The following is a 17,264-nucleotide window of genomic DNA, read 5'->3' as shown; positions in this document are numbered from 1 at the left end:
AAGATGACTCAGTTAACAGATAAAGATTTTAAGAAAGGTCAACCAAGATGGTGCCCTGGCTGTGGCGACCATTTCTATCTAAATAGTTTCCATAAAGCAATGGCTGAGATTGGTGTCCCTCCACACCAAACTGCCGTTATCTCAGGTATCGGTTGTTCAAGCCGTTTGCCTTATTATGTAAGCACCTACGCTATGCAGACTATCCACGGTCGTGCAGCTGCTATCGCAACAGGTGTGAAGATTACAAACCCAGAATTGTCAGTATGGCAAATCTCAGGTGACGGTGACGGATTGGCTATTGGTGGTAACCACTTCATTCATGCGATGAGAAGAAACATCGACATCAACATCATTCTTCTCAACAACCGCATTTATGGTCTTACAAAGGGACAGTACTCTCCTACAAGTCCACGTGGCTTTGTGTCAAAGTCAACTCCTTATGGTAGTGTAGAAGACCCATTCCGTCCAGCAGAGTTGTGTTTCGGTGCGCGTGGTAAGTTCTTTGCACGTAGTGTGGCTACCGATGCACCTGAAACTATCGCTATCCTTAAGGCTGCTCACGCTCACAAGGGTGCTGCAGTTTGCGAAATTCTTCAGAATTGTGTAATCTTCAACGATGGTTGCCACGATTCAGTGTACAACAAAGAAGGTCGCGCAAAGAATGCTATTTACGTTCGTCACGGCGAACCATTGGTATTCGGTGAAAACAAAGAGTTCGGTCTTGTTCAAGAAGGTTTCGGCTTGAAGGTTGTAAAGATTGGTGAAGATGGTGTGAAGATGGAAGACATCCTCGTACACGATGCACACTGCATTGATGACACCTTGCACCTCAAGTTGGCAATGATGGACAACGAACACGGTTTCCCTGTAGCTTTGGGTGTTATTCGTGATGTAGAAGCTCCTACATACAACGAAGCTGTATGGGCTCAGATTGAAGAAGTTAAGGAAAAGAAGCCTTATCACAACTTTGCTGAACTCCTCGAAACAAACGATATTTGGGAAGTGAAGTAAATAGTATGAGAAAAAATAGATTATGTTAAGTGTGAGGGCACGTCCTATTGCGATAGGATGTGTCCTTTTTTGGTTTTAACCGTCAAAAATCAACTTGCAGTATTTATCTTTATAAAAGGTATGCAAAGAGATTTTTCTTATTTAGACGAAAAGAGTTTTACAATATAAAATCATTTTTGTAAATTTGTTGCCGAAATAAGCAAGGTAGTACCAAGAATACCGCAATGGCACAAGCAACGTTCTTTAAAGAATAGATGTGTATGCATAAAAACTTAACATTGTGTATTTTCCAATACTATAATCGAAAAGCGTTAGTTCAGAAATATATTTAAAAACTATCTAAAAAGAAGTTATAATAACTAATTACATTTACTATGAAAGTTCATGAATACCAGGCAAAAGAGTTTTTTGCAAGTTATGGGATTCCCGTACAAAAAGGTTTCGTATGCCGTACAGTAGAAGAAGCTGTTGACGCATTCAAGAAACTGGGTGTAGAACTTGCCGTTATCAAGGCACAAGTGCACACAGGTGGTCGCGGTAAGGCTGGTGGTGTGAAGTTGGCAAAGAATGTCGACGAAGTACGCACACACGCTGGTAATATCCTCGGTATGGATATTAAGGGATTTATCGTTGACAGAGTGCTTGTTTGCGAAGCTCTTGATATTAAGTCAGAATACTATATGAGTATTCTTCCTGACCGTAAGTCAAAGTCAGCAATCTTTATGCTCAGTCGCGAGGGTGGTATGGATATTGAAACAGTAGCTAAGGAAACTCCAGAGAAGATTGTTAAGCTCCCTATCGACCCAACTGTTGGTTTGACAGATGCTAAGGCACGTGAGGCTGCATTCGCACTCTTCGATGATATGAAGTATGTTAAGCAGGCTGCTCCTTTGTTCCAAAAGCTTTATCGTCTTTTCGTTGAAAAGGATGCTTCTTTGACCGAAATCAACCCTCTCGTTATCACAGGTAACGATGAAGTTGTTGCTATCGATGCAAAGATGACTTTCGATAACAACGCGCTCTTCCGTCACCCAGACGTATTCGAGCTCTTCGAACCAACAGAAGACGAGAAGAAAGAACAAGAAGCTAAAGATAAGGGCTTCAGCTACGTTAACCTCGGTGGAGAAATCGGCTGTATGGTAAACGGTGCTGGTCTTGCTATGGCTACAATGGATATGATTAAGCTCTATGGTGGCAATCCTGCAAACTTCCTCGATATTGGTGGTAGCTCTAACCCAACAAAGATTGTTGAAGCAATGAAGCTCCTCCTTTCAGACAAGAACGTTAAGGTGGTTCTCATCAATATCTTCGGTGGTATCACTCGTTGCGATGACGTTGCTAAGGGTCTTATCGAAGCATTCAAGCTCATCGAAACCGATATGCCTATCGTTATCCGCCTCACAGGTACTAACGAAAACGAAGGTCGTGAGTTGCTCAAGGGCACTAAGTTCCACGTTGCTACAACAATGAGCGAAGCAGGTCACATGGCAGTAGACCTCTGCAAGTAATTTTATCCGTTTTTAAAAACTTTGGAAAACAATGAGTATTTTAATTAACAAAGATACACGACTTATCGTTCAAGGTATTACAGGTCGTGACGGTAGTTTCCACGCTACCAAGATGAAAGAATATGGTACCAACGTTGTAGGCGGAACATCACCTGGCAAAGCTGGTCAGGAAGTTGCTGGCATCCCTGTATTCAATACAGTGCGTGATGCAGTTGCTGCAACCAACGCTAACACATCTGTAATCTTCGTTCCAGCTGCATTCGCTAAGGATGCCATGTTCGAAGCTGCTGATGCTGGTATCAAATTGATTATTTGTATCACAGAAGGTGTACCTACACTCGACGTAGTAGAAGCTTACAACTACATCAAGATTAAGGGTGCAAACCTTATCGGTCCTAACTGTCCAGGTTTGATTTCTCCTGAAGAAAGTATGGTCGGCATTATGCCTACCAACATTTTCAAGAAGGGTAAGACTGGCGTTATCAGCCGTTCAGGTACATTGACTTATCAGGTTGTTGCATCTCTTACAGCAGCAGGTATGGGACAATCTTCAGCAATCGGTGTAGGTGGTGACCCTATCGTAGGTCTCTACTTCCAAGAATTGCTCGAAATGTTCCAGAACGACCCTGAAACAGACTCTATCGCTCTCATCGGTGAAATCGGTGGTGATGCTGAAGAGCGTGCTGCTGAATACATCAAGCAGTATGTTACAAAGCCTGTTGTAGCTTTCATCTCAGGTCGTGAAGCTCCTAAGGGCAAGCAGATGGGGCATGCTGGTGCTATCATCTCAAGCGGTTCAGGTACTGCAGCAGAAAAGGTAGCAGCATTCGAAGCAGCTGGTATTCCAGTAGCTCGTGAAACTCACGAAATCCCAGAACTTTTGAAACAAAAGCTTGGTAAGTAATCCTATCAAGCCATAGCATAAATAAAGGTGCGCCCTGTGAAGGACGCACCTTTATTTATTTCCTCAACTTTATTCTGTTATACTTCATCTCATACAAAACATTCACTTCCCCGACTTTGTTCTGTTACATTTCATACAAAGCATTTGGCAGTTGTCTTTCTCGGTCTTGCCGCCCTTATGCCACGGAATGATGTGGTCGGCTTCCATCTCCTCTAACTTGAAATGTTGGTACTGCCCTTAAAAGTGTGTAAGCTATTCTTCCCTTTTATCCTTGTTATTTCCATTTTCTTTATTTTCTCTCAACTTTTGAATTGGTATATTTTTCTTCTGTAAGCACTTTTAGTCTCCTCCATTGCTACGGGCCCCAAGAGAAAGATGACCGCTTGTGCTGATGGCATAGATGTTCTCATGTTGATAGTCCTCTTATACTTTCTGTTGAGTCTTTCAATCCAGTTTGTTGTGTATATACACCTTTGCACTTCTTTCGGGAAGTCCATATAGGTGAAGTATGCCATATTTCTTTCTGCCTTATATTTCTTAAGGGTTGGATACTTCTTTTCCCATCTGCCTACAAAAGTAAGAAAATGTTCGTATCCCCACAAGGAATCCCCACTGTTATCTTCCATACGGAAGACTTCTGAGAGTTCACTGGCGATGGTGGGTTTGTCCTTGTGGGCAACACTGTTGATAACCTGGCGCTTGGGATGTGCCACACAGTCAACATCATCACGACAACTGTTTGCCAAATAGGAAACCTGTTGTTTGCTGTAGGAACGACTATGGACACACTCAGATATATCGCCTATCTGCTCTGTTGTGAGCCCCTTAGTATAAAGAAGATTGAACAGACGAGCGCGTTCCTCACTCTCATTACATATTAGTCCAAGAGGCACAGGATAGAAATTACCACTACGGCTACGGGGAATACGAAGAGAAAACTCAAAGCCATGACTATACCAGCGACGACTACGAAAGCCATTGTATTGTTCATCTGTGTTCTCATTGACGAATAATTCACGCTCGTGAAACATCAATGAGTTCATAATTAAAGACTGAAGAGTAACAAAACCCTCTGCAAGTGGCAACTCGGTAGAGCTGCAGCGCAATATGACGATGGCGGAAAAAGAAGAATGAGCGACAGGAGAACAGAGCTGTGTGTCTACTTATGAGATATAAATGATTGACGGCTGGTTCTATAAATAAAGATGCAGAAAACAAGATATACTGTGCGTAATGTGAAAAAATAGGTAGAAAAGTCTTTGGAATGTAAGTTATATTCTTTATATTTGCAATATTATCGTAGATAATGTTATTTTTTGATTTAAACAAACTAAAACTTTTGGATATGAGAAAATTGTACTTTACACTTACACTGTTTGTATTGAGCATTGTTACAAGCTATGCTCAAAGTGCTGGAATGATTTGGCAACCCTCGCAAGACGGTCCTTACTATGATTACGAAATAGAGCAAGGGAAGCCAAAGGAATTTTATGACGCTGGAGGACCTAAAGGTAATATGTTAGAAAACTATATGTACACGCTTTGTAGGCTGAAGCCTCGCAATTCCGACTCGCATATTACCATTGTCTTTGAGAAAGTAGAATTTGACAAGATTGATGAATTGCGCATTTACGACGGACTTGTTACGCTTTTTAACGGTCCTGACGAAGACGGGGAATACCATTATAGTTGGCCAAAAGATATTCAGCCTAATACTACAATCAAGGCTGAAAACGCAGGCAAACCTATTGTGGTGAGTTCGAAAGCACCAAACGGAGAACTCTCGGTGGCTTTCTATTGCAATTCTAATATGCCAGGGTGGAAAGCTATGATATATTGTGTAAAAAATGGAGACAAAGAGCCTACAGTGGAAACGCCTGAAGCAACGCCCAACTTTACTTTCCAAATAGACCCTACAGCTAAAGGTAAATATGATGAAGAAGAGGAAGAGTATCTACCTTTGAACCTCACGCTGAATATGCAAGGTGTGAAAGATGGTCAGTCGGTTGAGATTGACAACAATGGCGAAAAGCAAGTTTATAACGTCCGAAAAGATATGGTAGGTTCGGTAACGTTAGAGGTTGAGGCAGGAAAAGTAATAAAAGTATATGGCGACTTGTCGATCTTCAGAGCACAATCCAACAATTTGGTTTCGTTTACTTTGGGCAAGAACGACAACCTGAAGGTGTTAGACGTAGCTATGAACAAGATTACAAGTCTTAATCTGACCAATCTGCCAAAATTAAAAGAACTATGGGTATCGGGCAACAAGCTCACAGCCATTGACCTTAGCAACCTTGGCAACTTGGAAGAGTTTTATGGTAGTTATAACAAGGTGGGACAATTGCGTACCAATATGAACCCTAAACTCGATGTATTGTCGGTTGAGGGTATGGATTTGACCGAATTAGACCTTACCAAAAATCCTAATTTGCTTATCCTTCGTGCGGGGCATAATAAGTTTGAAGGTCTACCTAATCTAAGTGAAAATACAAAGTTGCAAACCTTGGATATGGAAAATAGCAATCTGTCAAACATTGATATAGCCCCATTCCTTGACCTTAAAAAGCTTGATTTGTCGGGTAACAAAATTACAAGCATCGACATCTCGAAGAACAAGAATATTCGTAGCATAGACTTAGACCAAAACCAATTGGACGCTTGTGCTATCAATGACATTCTGTTCACCCTTCCACAAGCTGAAAAAGCAGAAGAAGCTAATATTAGACTGTATGGTAACACTGGCTCTACAACATTCGACCCATCACTCATAACTAATAAGAATTGGGCGACAAATGTAACAGGCGACAATACAGGTTGCAACACTGTGCGCCTACGCTTTGAGGAAAATGCCAATGGAACATTAAGAACAACGGTAGAAGGCAACACTATTGCAGAGTGGACACCTATACAAAAGGGAAAAGAAGTTAAGGTTGAGGCTACACCGATGAAGGGTTATAAGTTGGTAAAGACTATGTTGAATGGTGAAGAGATAGCCAACAGCACGTTCAAAGCCAATCAGTATGGTCTCTTAGCAGCCCTTTACACTGTGGATAATGGTATTTCGAATGTTGAAATCGGGTCAATGCAGGCGGTAAAACACAATGGAAAAATCATTATTCAAGGTCTTCAGGCAGAGCAACTTTATCGTATATACAACACAGCTGGAGTTCTTATCGCCACAGGAACGACAGATGCTGACGGAGAAGCTACTATCGAAATGCAAACAAAGGGCATTATCATTATTCGTCAAGGCGATGTAGCAATCAAACTGTGGAACTAATGACGGCATAAACTCAAATCGGTCATTAGACCAGTCGGACGTGTCAGACAAGTCCGACTGGTCTGACTGGTCTGACTGGTCTAACGACCGATTTGGGTTTAAACCAACTTGATGCTTAGCGGAGAGATGGTAATAAGATGTCGCTTATAGAGGTCGCCCACAGCCTTTTTGTACACCTTTTTAGACACTTGGAAGCGACGTTTAATGTCTTCAGCATCGCTTTTGTCGCCCAAATCGCACATGCCGTTGTTGTCTTTTAGGTATTGCAAAAGGGTTTCAGCAAAGTCTTCTGCGTGTTTTTGACCCGTTTTTTGCAATCTGCAGTCAATCTTCCCATCAGGTCTGACCATTTGGATATAACCTTTAACTCGGTCGCCTGTATGAAGATATTGGAACACTTGGTCTTCATACACCAAGCCTGCATAACTGTTGTCTACAATCACTTTAAACCCGAGGTCGGTCTTTTGCCATACAAGGAGGTCTACAGGCTGCCCAACCTTATACGTTGGCTGCTCTTCCTTGAAGTATCGCTCTACCTTTGCAGATGCCACAAGACGATAACTTTCCTCATCAAGATGTACGTGAACGATGTACGATTCGCCTATCTGCATACGTTTCTTTTGTTCACGGAAGGGGCAGAAAAGGTCTTTGGTCAATCCCCAATTGAGAAAAGCTCCATATTCATTCACCCACGAACACGCTAAGCAAGCAAAGTCGCCCACAGTTGCCAAAGGAGTTTCGGTAGTTGCAATGGGTCGTTCTTCTTGGTCAAGATAAACAAACACTCGTAGTTCGTCGCCTATCTCTACCTCTTGGGGTACATACTTTTGAGGCATCAGAATTTCTCCTTCACGCCCTCCATCAAGATAAAGTCCGAATGGGTCGCCATTACCTTCACGCAATGCCACTTTTAGCACCGTAAGTGTGTTGTATTCGCCTATATGTAGTTTTGCCATAACTCTTTGTTCTAAATCTAAATTGTTGTTGTTTCCGATGGTTTTTCATCATTGATAATGAGTCCATCTTTAAGATGTATGGTGCGGTCGGTCAGTGTTGCAAGCGTCTCATCGTGGGTTACGATAACGAAAGTTTGCCCAAATTTGTCGCGCAAGTCGAAGAACAGCTGATGCAAGTCTGCCTTATTCTTTGTGTCAAGACTACCCGAAGGCTCGTCGGCAAGTATCACCGACGGATTGTTTATCAATGCACGAGCCACTGCCACACGTTGTTTCTCGCCTCCAGAAAGCTCGTTAGGCTTGTGTGTAGCCCTATCAGACAACCCCATAAAATGGAGCAATTCTTCGGCTTTCGCACGTGCTTCCTTTGGCTTTACCCCTGCTATGTAGGCTGGCATCATAACGTTTTCGATGGCAGTAAATTCAGGAAGGAGCTGATGGAACTGAAATACAAAGCCCAAATGTTGGTTGCGAAACTCGCTCAACTTATTCTTTGACAGGTTAGAGGTCTCTATTCCGTCTACCATTATCGAACCACTATCGGGCTTATCCAATGTGCCTATAATCTGAAGCAGCGTAGTCTTGCCTGCTCCAGATGGTCCAACGATGCTCACCACCTCACCTTTATTAATATGCAGGTCGATGCCTTTCAGCACTTGCAGCGAGCCAAAGCTCTTTGTTATACCTTTTATGTCTATCATATTCTTCTGAATTTGCTATATATCCATTTACGAGCCACATCATAAACCGCAGTCTGTTCCTCTGTGTGAAGTGGTTGTGCGAGGGTGATATGGTCGATGCTTTCGCCATATTGGTCGGGGAAAATAATCATTAGCGTTTTACCTTTAAAGAAGCGATTTACCTCGTCAGGAATACGCTCCATAGCGTTTTTGTACGATATAGTTCCCTTGCGAGCCGTTACAATCACAAACAAATGGTCTTCCTTAACCTCCTTTGCCAATCGTGGAAGCTCGTTCCAATGTTCCATATCGGCATATTCAGCCCTCACTCCTTCATGACGATTGCGAATGAAAACATTAATCAATTGCAGCGTATCTTTGCGTCCGTGAAACACTATTCTGCAATCTATATTGTCTGCAATGCGTGCCAATCGTTCCAACCAACGATAGAACCCTGGTTCGAACTCTGCACGTGAAGGCACTGCCACTTGCATTCTACGAATGGTATTGAGCGGTTGCACAATGCGTGTAATGATAATTTGGCGGTTCAGTCCGTTGTACAAACTCTGTGTGAACTGTCCCCAAAAGCCCTTTGTAATGCTATGTTGAGCGTGCAATCCCATCACAATATCCGAAGCTTGAAACTCCTTAAAAGCGTGTTTAATGCCATTGGCAATGTTGGCAGCTATGCGCACCTGTGTTACCATAGGTATGTTTACGGCATTGGCCTGTCGTTGCAAATGCTCTAAGAGTTCACGTCCTTCCTCTTGATTTTTCACTGCATTCACATCGTCGTACACCACATTGAGTGCCACAATTTCACGTTTTAGTTTTGGGTTGCGCATCATCATCGCCACAGCGAGCAAGTTGTCTGCATATTCAGGATACTTCACAGGGATAAGAATACGCTCGTCGCCATCTATGCGCACCATTTCGGGCTCTTCCTTCTTCATCAGACGAATGTCTTGTGCTGCCCTCTCGGTTATCAGAGTTGAAATGATGCAAGTGAAAAGTATCATCATCACGATGGCATTCAGCACCTCATCGTTAAAGAGATATACATCGGGAGCAAGTGCCAACTTACGCCCTACCATCACCATAGCTATTGCGCCAGCGGCGTGAGCTGAAGTCAAGCCAAATAGCATATTAGAGAAAACCTTGGGCAAGCGAAACAAAAAGCCTGCCAAATAGGCAGCCATCGCCTTTCCGAACGTACCAAAAAAGGTGATACAAACCACCATCCAAATGATATTTGCTCCCTCAAAGAGCAAGCGCACATTGATAAGCATACCCACACCGATGAGAAAATAAGGTATGAAAAGCGCATTACCCGTAAACTCTATATGGCTCATCAAGGGGGAAAGGCGTGGAATAAAGCGGTTCAAAATAAGTCCCGAAAGGAATGCACCCAATATACCTTCCAACCCAATGGCGTGTGAAAGCACTGCAGAGAAGAAAAGTATGCCGAGAATAAAGATAAACTGCATAACATTGTCAGAATATCTTCGCAAGAACCACCGTGTTATGCGCGGAATGCCATACACAAGCCCTGAAATATAAAGGGCAAACTTTAAAATGAACCACACCCAAAATGCAGCTCCCCCACCCCCGTGAAACGAATTGACAATGGTTGCCATTATGATGAGTGCAAAGATGAGTGAGAGCATAGAAGCCCCAACACTGAGCGTAGAACTCTGATGTTGTGTCAGTCCGTAACGCCCTACAATGGGGTAAGCTATCAACGTATTGGACGACATAATACAACCCAAGAGCAATGCCGACTTAGGGTGGAAATCTAACAGGTACACTGCCATAAGAAAGACAAGCACAAATGGGAGAAGAAAAGTAAGCACACCGAACGTGCCCACCTTACCTTTATTCTTCTTCAACCCCTCCATATCCATTTCCAAACCTGCAAGGAACATAATGTAATAAAGTCCTACATTGCCAAATAGTTCGAAAGAGGCGTCACGTTTCAGCAGCCCTAATCCATATTCGCCCACAAGAATACCTGCCAACACCATACCAATGATGTGGGGAATGCGCAGCCTACTCATAATAAGCGGCGAACAAAGTATCACCACCAACACCACGAAGAAAATCAGCGTTGGGTCGGTTATGGGGAAATATTGGGTAAAACTGAACATCGTAGTTATTGTTTAAATATTTGCAAAGATAGCAAAAAGTTGTGGGTTATGGGGAGTTAGTAGATTGTTTTTTGTATTTTTGCACAACGTAACATACATATTTAGAATAGAACAAAGGATAATGAAAGTAGCAATAGTAGGTGCCAGCGGTGCCGTAGGACAAGAGTTCTTGCGCATATTGGCTGAAAGAAACTTCCCTATGGACGACCTCGTACTCTTCGGATCGAGCCGTTCGGCAGGACAGAAATATACATTTAAAGGTAAGGAATACGAAGTAAAACTACTCCAACATAACAACGACTTCAAGGATGTGGACATCGCTTTCACCAGTGCGGGCGGTGGTACATCGGCTGAATTTGCAGAAACAATTACCAAGCACGGAGCTGTAATGATAGACAATTCGAGCCAGTTCCGTATGGAGAAAGATGTTCCATTGGTAGTACCCGAAATCAATGGCGATGATGCTTTGAACCGACCACGCAATATCATAGCCAACCCCAACTGCACCACCATTATGATGGTAGTGGTACTCAACCCTATTGAGAAACTTAGCCACATCAAGCGCATACGCATCAGCAGTTATCAGAGTGCATCGGGTGCAGGTGCAGCCGCAATGGCTGAATTGGAACAGCAGTACAAAGAAATCTTGGCAACGGGCGAAGCAAAGACTATCGCGAAGTTTCCACACCAATTGGCATACAACGTCATACCTCAGATAGACAAGATGACCGAAACCGACTATACCAAAGAGGAAATGAAGATGTTCTACGAAACACAAAAGATTATGCACTCGGACGTTCGCACCAGTGCTACCTGTGTACGTGTATCATCGCTCCGTAGCCACTCCGAGGCAGTATGGTTCGAGACCGAAAAGCCATTGGCTGTTGCCGACATTCGCAAAGCATTGAGCGAAGCCGCAGGCGTAACTCTCGTCGACGATCCTCAAAACTATGTTTACCCTATGCCGTTAGAGAGTGCTGGCAAGGACGACATCTATGTGGGACGTGTGCGCAAGGACTTAGCAGACGAAAACGGTACAACGCTGTGGCTCACAGGCGACCAAATTCGCAAGGGTGCAGCCCTCAATGCAGTGCAAATAGCCGAATACTTGATAGCCAAGGGCAATATAAAATAGAATATAGGCTGGTTCTATAAATTATTACCTTTATTTTCTATAGTTTTGTCAGACAAGTCTGACAAGTCTGACAAGTCCGACCCGTCCGACAAAACTACCTTGTAATTACTTCAAATATACGCTTCCTACTCATAACCAACAAGCATTCAAAAAAATAATAAAGTAAGCACCTAAACTGGTCGAATGACCGATTTGGGTTAATTGATAGCTGTCATACGATAACCCAATGCCTTTAGCTCTACTGCTACACCAAAGAGATAAAGCTGATGGAGTGCAGCTACAAAGGCGTGATATGCCTCTGGCGTACTGGGCCCAACGTGCAAACGGCGCAACTGGCTATAGGTTCGCGCTGCACACTCGCCCACTAAGCGTTCCAAGTCATCAGCCTCAGCCTTGGAAAGCAGCAACACTTTCTCACGAATATAGTCGTCTGTGTGGTCGAAATCGGTCTTATCGCGCAGGTAAACATAAAGGTTCTCCACCTTGCTATACACTTCCCAGTCTTCGTCCCAATACTTTGCCACTGCCATACCTACATACATTATCCAGCCGAGAGCCACTGTAGGATAATCGTTAAACTCGCGCATTGCATCGAGAAGATAGGCTTGTGCAATATTGTCCCACAACTCTTCCAAGTCGGGAGCTTCAGGAAAACGCTCGTCCACTTTATCGTGCGAGCGTAAATACTCGTTCAAATCTTTCTTAAAGATTAACTCAAATTTCAGTGTATTTATGTTTGGTTTCATCGTTTATCAGTTTTTATGGGTAGAACCTCAATGTTTAACCCTAATTGCCCGACAAAATTACGAAAAAGCATTGAATTTACGAAATAAAACAAAGGTTCGCTTGCACTTTGCAAACGAACCTTCACTATTCTTTCAGCCCACCTTTGTTTAGCAGCTCCTCTTGCTTGTCATAATGTCCAATACCATATCGTCCATCGAGTTCATAGCGTCCTTACCAAGGTTGGTGAGGTTACGGATAGACTGGTCTACATCGGCATCAACAATACCTTCAGCCTCTGTTACGTGGCGGTTCTCCATTGCGAGCATAGCCGATAGAACTGCCGTAGATACACCTGACGATATTTTAAGCGCACAACTTGGTTTTGCACCATCGCACACCATACCGGTAAGGTTGGCAATCATATTCTTCACCGCATAGCACACGTTGGTATAGCTTCCGCCCATAAGGTAAGTGATACCGCAACTTGAGCCCGTGCTGGCTACTATACAGCCACAAAGTGCTGACAATGTACCCAAATTCTGTTTAATATAGATAGCTGTGAGGTGACTCATTATCAAGCCACGCACCAATTCTTCTGGTGTGTTTTCGTTTTCTTTCGCAAACACTACCACGGGATTGGTAGCACAAATACCTTGATTACCCGAACCGCTATTGCTCATCACAGGCACCATTGCACCACCCATACGTGCATCACAAGCCGAAGCAGTTTTAGAGATGATGTGCGAGTAAATGCTGTTACCGAAAATACCACGACTCAATGGTCTGTCCATAGTTTTACCCACGCAGTGGCCATAGTTGCCTTTGAGCGCCTCGTCGGCAGCGCGCATATTGTATTCCTTAGCTTCAAGAATGAAATCAATCTCGTCCAAAGGTGATGTAGTTGCAAAATCCCACACCATTTTAAGGTTCAATCGTATGTCTTCAGTAGTTGCTTGTGCCCCACCTTCGGTGCTTACCTGCTTATCGAGTACCACTTCGCCATTTGCTTCTTCGTAAATGAAGTTGGTATGTGTCTTCGAAATAATCGCCTTAGCTGTCTTTCCGCCAGCCTCGCATATCATTTCGATATACAATTTCTCGGTAATTCCTTCTTTTAGCTTGATATCGATATGGTTTTCAGCTACATATTGCTTACCTGCTTCGAGCGACTCAGGGTTCAAGTCCTTTATCACTTCAAGCTGATATTCCGACTTTCCGATAAGCGCACCCAAGGCAATAGCGATAGGCAAACCTATCATACCTGTCCCAGGGATCCCCACACCCATTGCATTTTTAAGAATATTAGCCGACAAGTGTGCGTAAATCTTTTCAGGTTTTTGTCCCAACAACTCAGTTGCACGTGCGGTACAAAGAGCTACCGCCATAGGTTCAGTACATCCAACGGCAGGTACTACCTGTCGATGAATTAAATCAATGATTTGTTCGCGTATGTTTTTCTCTAACATTGCATTATTAAATTAGTAGTTGTACGTGCAAAAGTAAGCAAAATTTAGCAAAACGAAAGAAAAATAAAAGAAAAAGTTGTAGGAAAACAGACTTTAAACTTATCAAGCAGAAAGATTATCCATATTTTATAAGCAAACACTTACGAACACGTATAAAACCATACTATAGAACAAGAGCGCAAAAGAAGTGGAAAAGGAAAAATAGAACAATCTTGTAAAAACCTTCAAGCGTTAAATTGCAAAATATAACCCATTGAAAGACAAACACTTACAAATCGTTTCCAAAACATATATGTTTCACCCTCCAAAACATATATGTTTTACACGGTCAAAGTTGAACTTTGGCACTGCCAAACATATATGTTTTACAGCCAATAGATGGGTCTATGGTTTTAGAAAGACCGAGCAAGGAAAAATAGAACAACAAAATGTAGCCCCCGAAGCCTAAACCTCACCTTATTATATACCTCATTGCTACAAATAGCAAAAGAAACCCACAGAAACTTATGGTAGGTTGGAAGAAAAGCATTATATTTGCGAAAAACAAAATAAAGGGCTATGCAGAAATACGCTGAATACATAGATGAGATAGAAATAGACTCGTTGTGGGCTGGTAAAAAGCACATAAAATGGAAGTTGGATCGCCAAGTGAACATTCTTAGCGGTGTGAATGGTGTGGGCAAAAGCACTATACTAAATAAGGTGACAAAGGTATTGTCGCAAGGCGGAGAGTTTCCAAGTCACTTGATAAAAGGTGTGCGTATCAATGCCATTCCTGAGGATGCTAAATGGATAAGATACGACATTATACGCTCGTTCGACCGCCCGTTAATGAACGTGGAAAGCATCAATCGTGCCGACTTAAATCTTACTACCGAATTGGATTGGCAGTTGTTTCAGTTGCAAAGAAAATATCTTGACTATCAGGTAAATATAGGCAATAGAATCATAGAGGTATTGCAAAGTGGGGCACCCGATGCAGCCGAAAAAGCCCAAGCCTTTTCAGCTCCTAAAAAGTTGTTCCAAGATATGATAGACAACCTTTTTCAAGAGACAAGCAAAAAGATTGTGCGTACCGAAAACGAGATACGTTTTGCACAGATTGGCGAAACGCTTCACCCCTACCAATTGTCGAGCGGTGAGAAACAAATATTGGCTATTCTGCTCACCGTGCTTGTACAAGATCGTCAGCCCTATGTATTGTTTATGGACGAACCCGAAGTGAGTTTGCACGTGGAATGGCAAAAACAGCTGATAGACCTCATTATAAAGCTCAACCCACAGGTGCAAATCATACTTACCACACATAGCCCTGCCGTGATTATGGACGGGTGGGTAGACCACGTAACGGAGGTGAACGAGATAACAGAGGAAGAGGACTAAATAAGGGAGAGCTATGGGGAAACGATTAAAAGACAATCTTTCGTCGGCTTATTTCGAGGCTGCTAATCGCCTAAATGGTAAAGCGGCACGAAAGAAGATTGTGGCTTACGTTGAGGCATACGATGATATTTATTTTTGGCGAACTGTATTGAGCGGATTTGAAAACGAAAGCCGCTACTTTGAAGTGATGCTCCCCTCGCGCCACAACCTTACAAAGGGTAAAAAGTCGGTATTAATGAACTTGCTATCGAGTCACGTGGGCGAAAGTATGATAGCTTGTGTAGATGCCGACTACGATTATCTTTTGCAAGACACTACCCCCGTTTCGCGTGAAGTGAACCACAACCCCTTTGTGTTCCATACCTACGCTTACGCCATCGAAAACCTGCAATGCTATGCGCCAAGTCTGCACGATGTGACGGTGGCCGTTACGCTGAACGACAAAGCCATATTCGACTTTGAGGCGTATCTACGTGCATATAGCGAAGCCATTTTTCCGCTTTTTGTCTGGAGTATATGGTTTTACAGAAAGAGTATCTACGGCAGATTTACCATTTCCGATTACAATAGGATTGTAGAAGTGGGACATTTCTCGTTTGATACTGCTTTTCAGAATATTCAAAAAATGCGCCAACGAGTGGCAAGAAAGATAAAACAGTTTCACCACGATTACCCTAATGCAAAGGAAAGCTATCTGAAACTGAAAGACGAGATAAAGCTATTAGGCGTAACACCGCAAACTACTTACCTCTATGTACAAGGTCATCACTTGTTTGATAATGTTGTGATACCCGCATTGCGCAAAGTATGCAATGAGTTGATAGCCAATAGAGAAGACGAAATTCAACGCAATGCCGTACACGTGGTACAGAAGCGCAACGAACTGTCGAGCTATAGTCACAGCACAGAAGAAATAGTGCCTATGTTGCGCAGACACGTGGGTTATTTTAGCTCCGAACCTTGCCAACGATTGAAGGCTGACTTAGAAGCCTTTCTCAATCCAACGAGCGACAAAAGAGTGGAAACAAAAAAAGACGTGGCCGATGATAGCATCGACACGTCTGTACTTACTGCAACAATAGAATAATGCTGTGATTGCCTTTCTAATACAACTTTAACCCAAATCGGTCGTCAGACCAGTCGGACCAGTCGGACCAGTCAGACGTGTCGGACGTGTCAGACCAGTCGGACTTGTCTGACACGTCCGACTGGTCTGACTGGTCCGACTGCTCGTCTTTTGGGAGAAGCAATTTCAGCACCCTGTTGTTGAAGCATTTCTTGTTTTACTTTTTCAAGTATGCCTTTGGGTGCTTTTTTCTTTATAGTTGCCTATTTTTTTCTTAGGCTATCTGCCCTTTCTTTCAGTGTCTTTGCTTAGTTTTATAGTCTTTTATCATTTTCGCCAACATATTCTTTGCTTTGTGGTATTGAGATGCAGAAGTGTCGGGCTTGATGTTCAACATTTCTGCTATTTCTTTGTGCGAATACCCTTTTATCACGTACAAGTTGAATACAGTTCTGTAGCCTTCTGGTAGTTTTCGTATCATACTGAGTAGAGCTTCCTCACGCACATCAGCCACTTCGGGTTCAGTCTCTGGCAAGTCGACAATGTCTCTATCTAACAAAAATGTTGTTATGGCGTTGCTGTGTCTTACTTCTTCTAACGATGTATTGATGGCAATTCTTGTTATCCAAGCCTTTAATGAGCCTTCTTTACGGTACTTAAAATGCTTTATATTAACAAAGATGCGGATAAGAACCTCTTGGAAAATATCTTTTGCAGTCTCGTTATCAGCCATATAATGCAGGCAAATAGCATAAAGATAAGAGCTAAATTCGTTGTAGAAGACGTCCATCGCCATACTTTGATTATAGCCGAACATCTCCACAATTTCAAGTTCTTTATACTTCCTCTCCGTGCGCATTAGTGTCGTTCTCGCAAAATTTTATTTCATTTTTTGTCTGTTTTAGTCTTACAATAATACACGCTACAATGCGCAAGGTTCGGGTATGCCTTTACATCATATAGGTATGTAACTACTCAGTACCCCTATGGTAAATCCAT

The 17,264-nt window shown here is 42.8% G+C and carries 15 protein-coding genes and 1 pseudogene; 7 read left to right on the top strand and 9 right to left on the bottom strand.

The genetic code is table 11. The annotated features are described in order from the left end of the window. Positions 1–3: 3 nt before the first annotated feature. The 3 genes from CZ367_RS10200 to sucD all read left to right on the top strand — a co-directional run bounded on the left by CZ367_RS10200 (position 4) and on the right by sucD (position 3,423). On the top strand, positions 4–1,011 hold the full coding sequence (locus CZ367_RS10200) for a 2-oxoacid:ferredoxin oxidoreductase subunit beta (protein ID WP_077196778.1): 1,008 nt from the start codon (positions 4–6) through the stop codon (positions 1,009–1,011). 374 nt (positions 1,012–1,385) lie between these two features. After that, entirely contained in the window at positions 1,386–2,519 is a 1,134-nt protein-coding gene (gene sucC / locus CZ367_RS10195; protein WP_077196777.1) for an ADP-forming succinate--CoA ligase subunit beta, read from the top strand. A gap of 31 nt (positions 2,520–2,550) precedes the next feature. Then, on the top strand, positions 2,551–3,423 hold the full coding sequence (gene sucD, locus CZ367_RS10190) for a succinate--CoA ligase subunit alpha (protein WP_077196776.1): 873 nt from the start codon (positions 2,551–2,553) through the stop codon (positions 3,421–3,423). A 102-nt stretch (positions 3,424–3,525) separates the two neighbouring features. Here the strand turns inward: sucD and CZ367_RS10185 are convergent. Continuing rightward, positions 3,526–3,636: pseudogene (locus tag CZ367_RS10185) on the bottom strand (HNH endonuclease); the annotation flags it as partial. Positions 3,637–3,722: 86 nt separating this feature from the next. Further along, positions 3,723–4,538 carry a transposase gene (locus CZ367_RS10180; protein ID WP_077196775.1) on the bottom strand — a complete coding sequence of 272 codons (816 nt, stop codon included), beginning with the start codon at positions 4,536–4,538 and terminating at the stop codon, positions 3,723–3,725. 230 nt (positions 4,539–4,768) lie between these two features. Here CZ367_RS10180 and CZ367_RS10175 point away from each other — a divergent pair, with 230 nt between their 5' ends. After that, a complete protein-coding gene (locus tag CZ367_RS10175; RefSeq protein ID WP_077197426.1) occupies positions 4,769–6,706 on the top strand; it encodes a leucine-rich repeat domain-containing protein in 1,938 nt (645 codons plus the stop codon). A gap of 98 nt (positions 6,707–6,804) precedes the next feature. Here the strand turns inward: CZ367_RS10175 and CZ367_RS10170 are convergent, their stop codons facing one another. The 3 genes from CZ367_RS10170 to CZ367_RS10160 are packed head-to-tail and all read right to left on the bottom strand — an operon-like array spanning position 6,805 to position 10,489. Then, positions 6,805–7,662 carry a CvfB family protein gene (locus tag CZ367_RS10170; RefSeq protein ID WP_077196774.1) on the bottom strand — a complete coding sequence of 286 codons (858 nt, stop codon included), beginning with the start codon at positions 7,660–7,662 and terminating at the stop codon, positions 6,805–6,807. Between the two features lie 17 nt (positions 7,663–7,679). Beyond that, a complete protein-coding gene (locus CZ367_RS10165) occupies positions 7,680–8,363 on the bottom strand; it encodes an ABC transporter ATP-binding protein (protein WP_077196773.1) in 684 nt (227 codons plus the stop codon). Next, positions 8,360–10,489 (bottom strand): cation:proton antiporter, encoded by a 2,130-nt coding sequence (locus CZ367_RS10160; protein WP_077196772.1) that lies wholly within the window; start codon positions 10,487–10,489, stop codon positions 8,360–8,362. Before CZ367_RS10160 ends, CZ367_RS10165 begins: the two co-directional genes overlap by 4 nt. Before the next feature lie 121 nt (positions 10,490–10,610). On the opposite strand from CZ367_RS10160, the gene CZ367_RS10155 reads away from it, so the two are divergent. Continuing rightward, positions 10,611–11,624, top strand: coding sequence for an aspartate-semialdehyde dehydrogenase (locus tag CZ367_RS10155; RefSeq protein WP_077196771.1), 1,014 nt, complete (start codon positions 10,611–10,613; stop codon positions 11,622–11,624). A gap of 197 nt (positions 11,625–11,821) precedes the next feature. On the opposite strand, the gene CZ367_RS10150 is transcribed toward CZ367_RS10155, so the two are convergent. Together CZ367_RS10150 and CZ367_RS10145 are read right to left on the bottom strand one after the other, a co-directional pair. Next, the gene (locus CZ367_RS10150) at positions 11,822–12,370 is read right to left on the bottom strand and encodes a hypothetical protein (protein WP_077196770.1); all 549 of its coding nucleotides are present in this window, start codon (positions 12,368–12,370) and stop codon (positions 11,822–11,824) included. A 147-nt stretch (positions 12,371–12,517) separates the two neighbouring features. Then, complete coding sequence (locus tag CZ367_RS10145; RefSeq protein WP_077196769.1) at positions 12,518–13,816, bottom strand: L-cysteine desulfidase family protein; 1,299 nt, start codon at positions 13,814–13,816, stop codon at positions 12,518–12,520. Positions 13,817–14,374: 558 nt separating this feature from the next. On the opposite strand from CZ367_RS10145, the gene CZ367_RS10140 reads away from it, so the two are divergent. Both CZ367_RS10140 and CZ367_RS10135 read left to right on the top strand, forming a co-directional pair. After that, entirely contained in the window at positions 14,375–15,199 is an 825-nt protein-coding gene (locus tag CZ367_RS10140; RefSeq protein WP_077196768.1) for an AAA family ATPase, read from the top strand. Between the two features lie 13 nt (positions 15,200–15,212). Next, a complete protein-coding gene (locus CZ367_RS10135) occupies positions 15,213–16,286 on the top strand; it encodes a DUF4435 domain-containing protein (protein ID WP_084793508.1) in 1,074 nt (357 codons plus the stop codon). Between the two features lie 16 nt (positions 16,287–16,302). Here the strand turns inward: CZ367_RS10135 and CZ367_RS15550 are convergent, their stop codons facing one another. Then, the gene (locus CZ367_RS15550; RefSeq protein ID WP_154669328.1) at positions 16,303–16,458 is read right to left on the bottom strand and encodes a hypothetical protein; all 156 of its coding nucleotides are present in this window, start codon (positions 16,456–16,458) and stop codon (positions 16,303–16,305) included. 102 nt (positions 16,459–16,560) lie between these two features. Further along, positions 16,561–17,124, bottom strand: coding sequence for an RNA polymerase sigma factor (locus tag CZ367_RS10130; protein ID WP_077196767.1), 564 nt, complete (start codon positions 17,122–17,124; stop codon positions 16,561–16,563). Between the last annotated feature and the right edge of the window lie 140 nt (positions 17,125–17,264).

The sequence above is a fragment of the Prevotella ihumii genome, from assembly GCF_900155655.1.
Classification (GTDB): Bacteria; Bacteroidota; Bacteroidia; order Bacteroidales; family Bacteroidaceae; genus Prevotella; species Prevotella ihumii.
The sequence above is the reverse complement of the archived record's forward strand: the minus strand, read 5'-3'. Positions and strand labels throughout refer to the sequence as shown.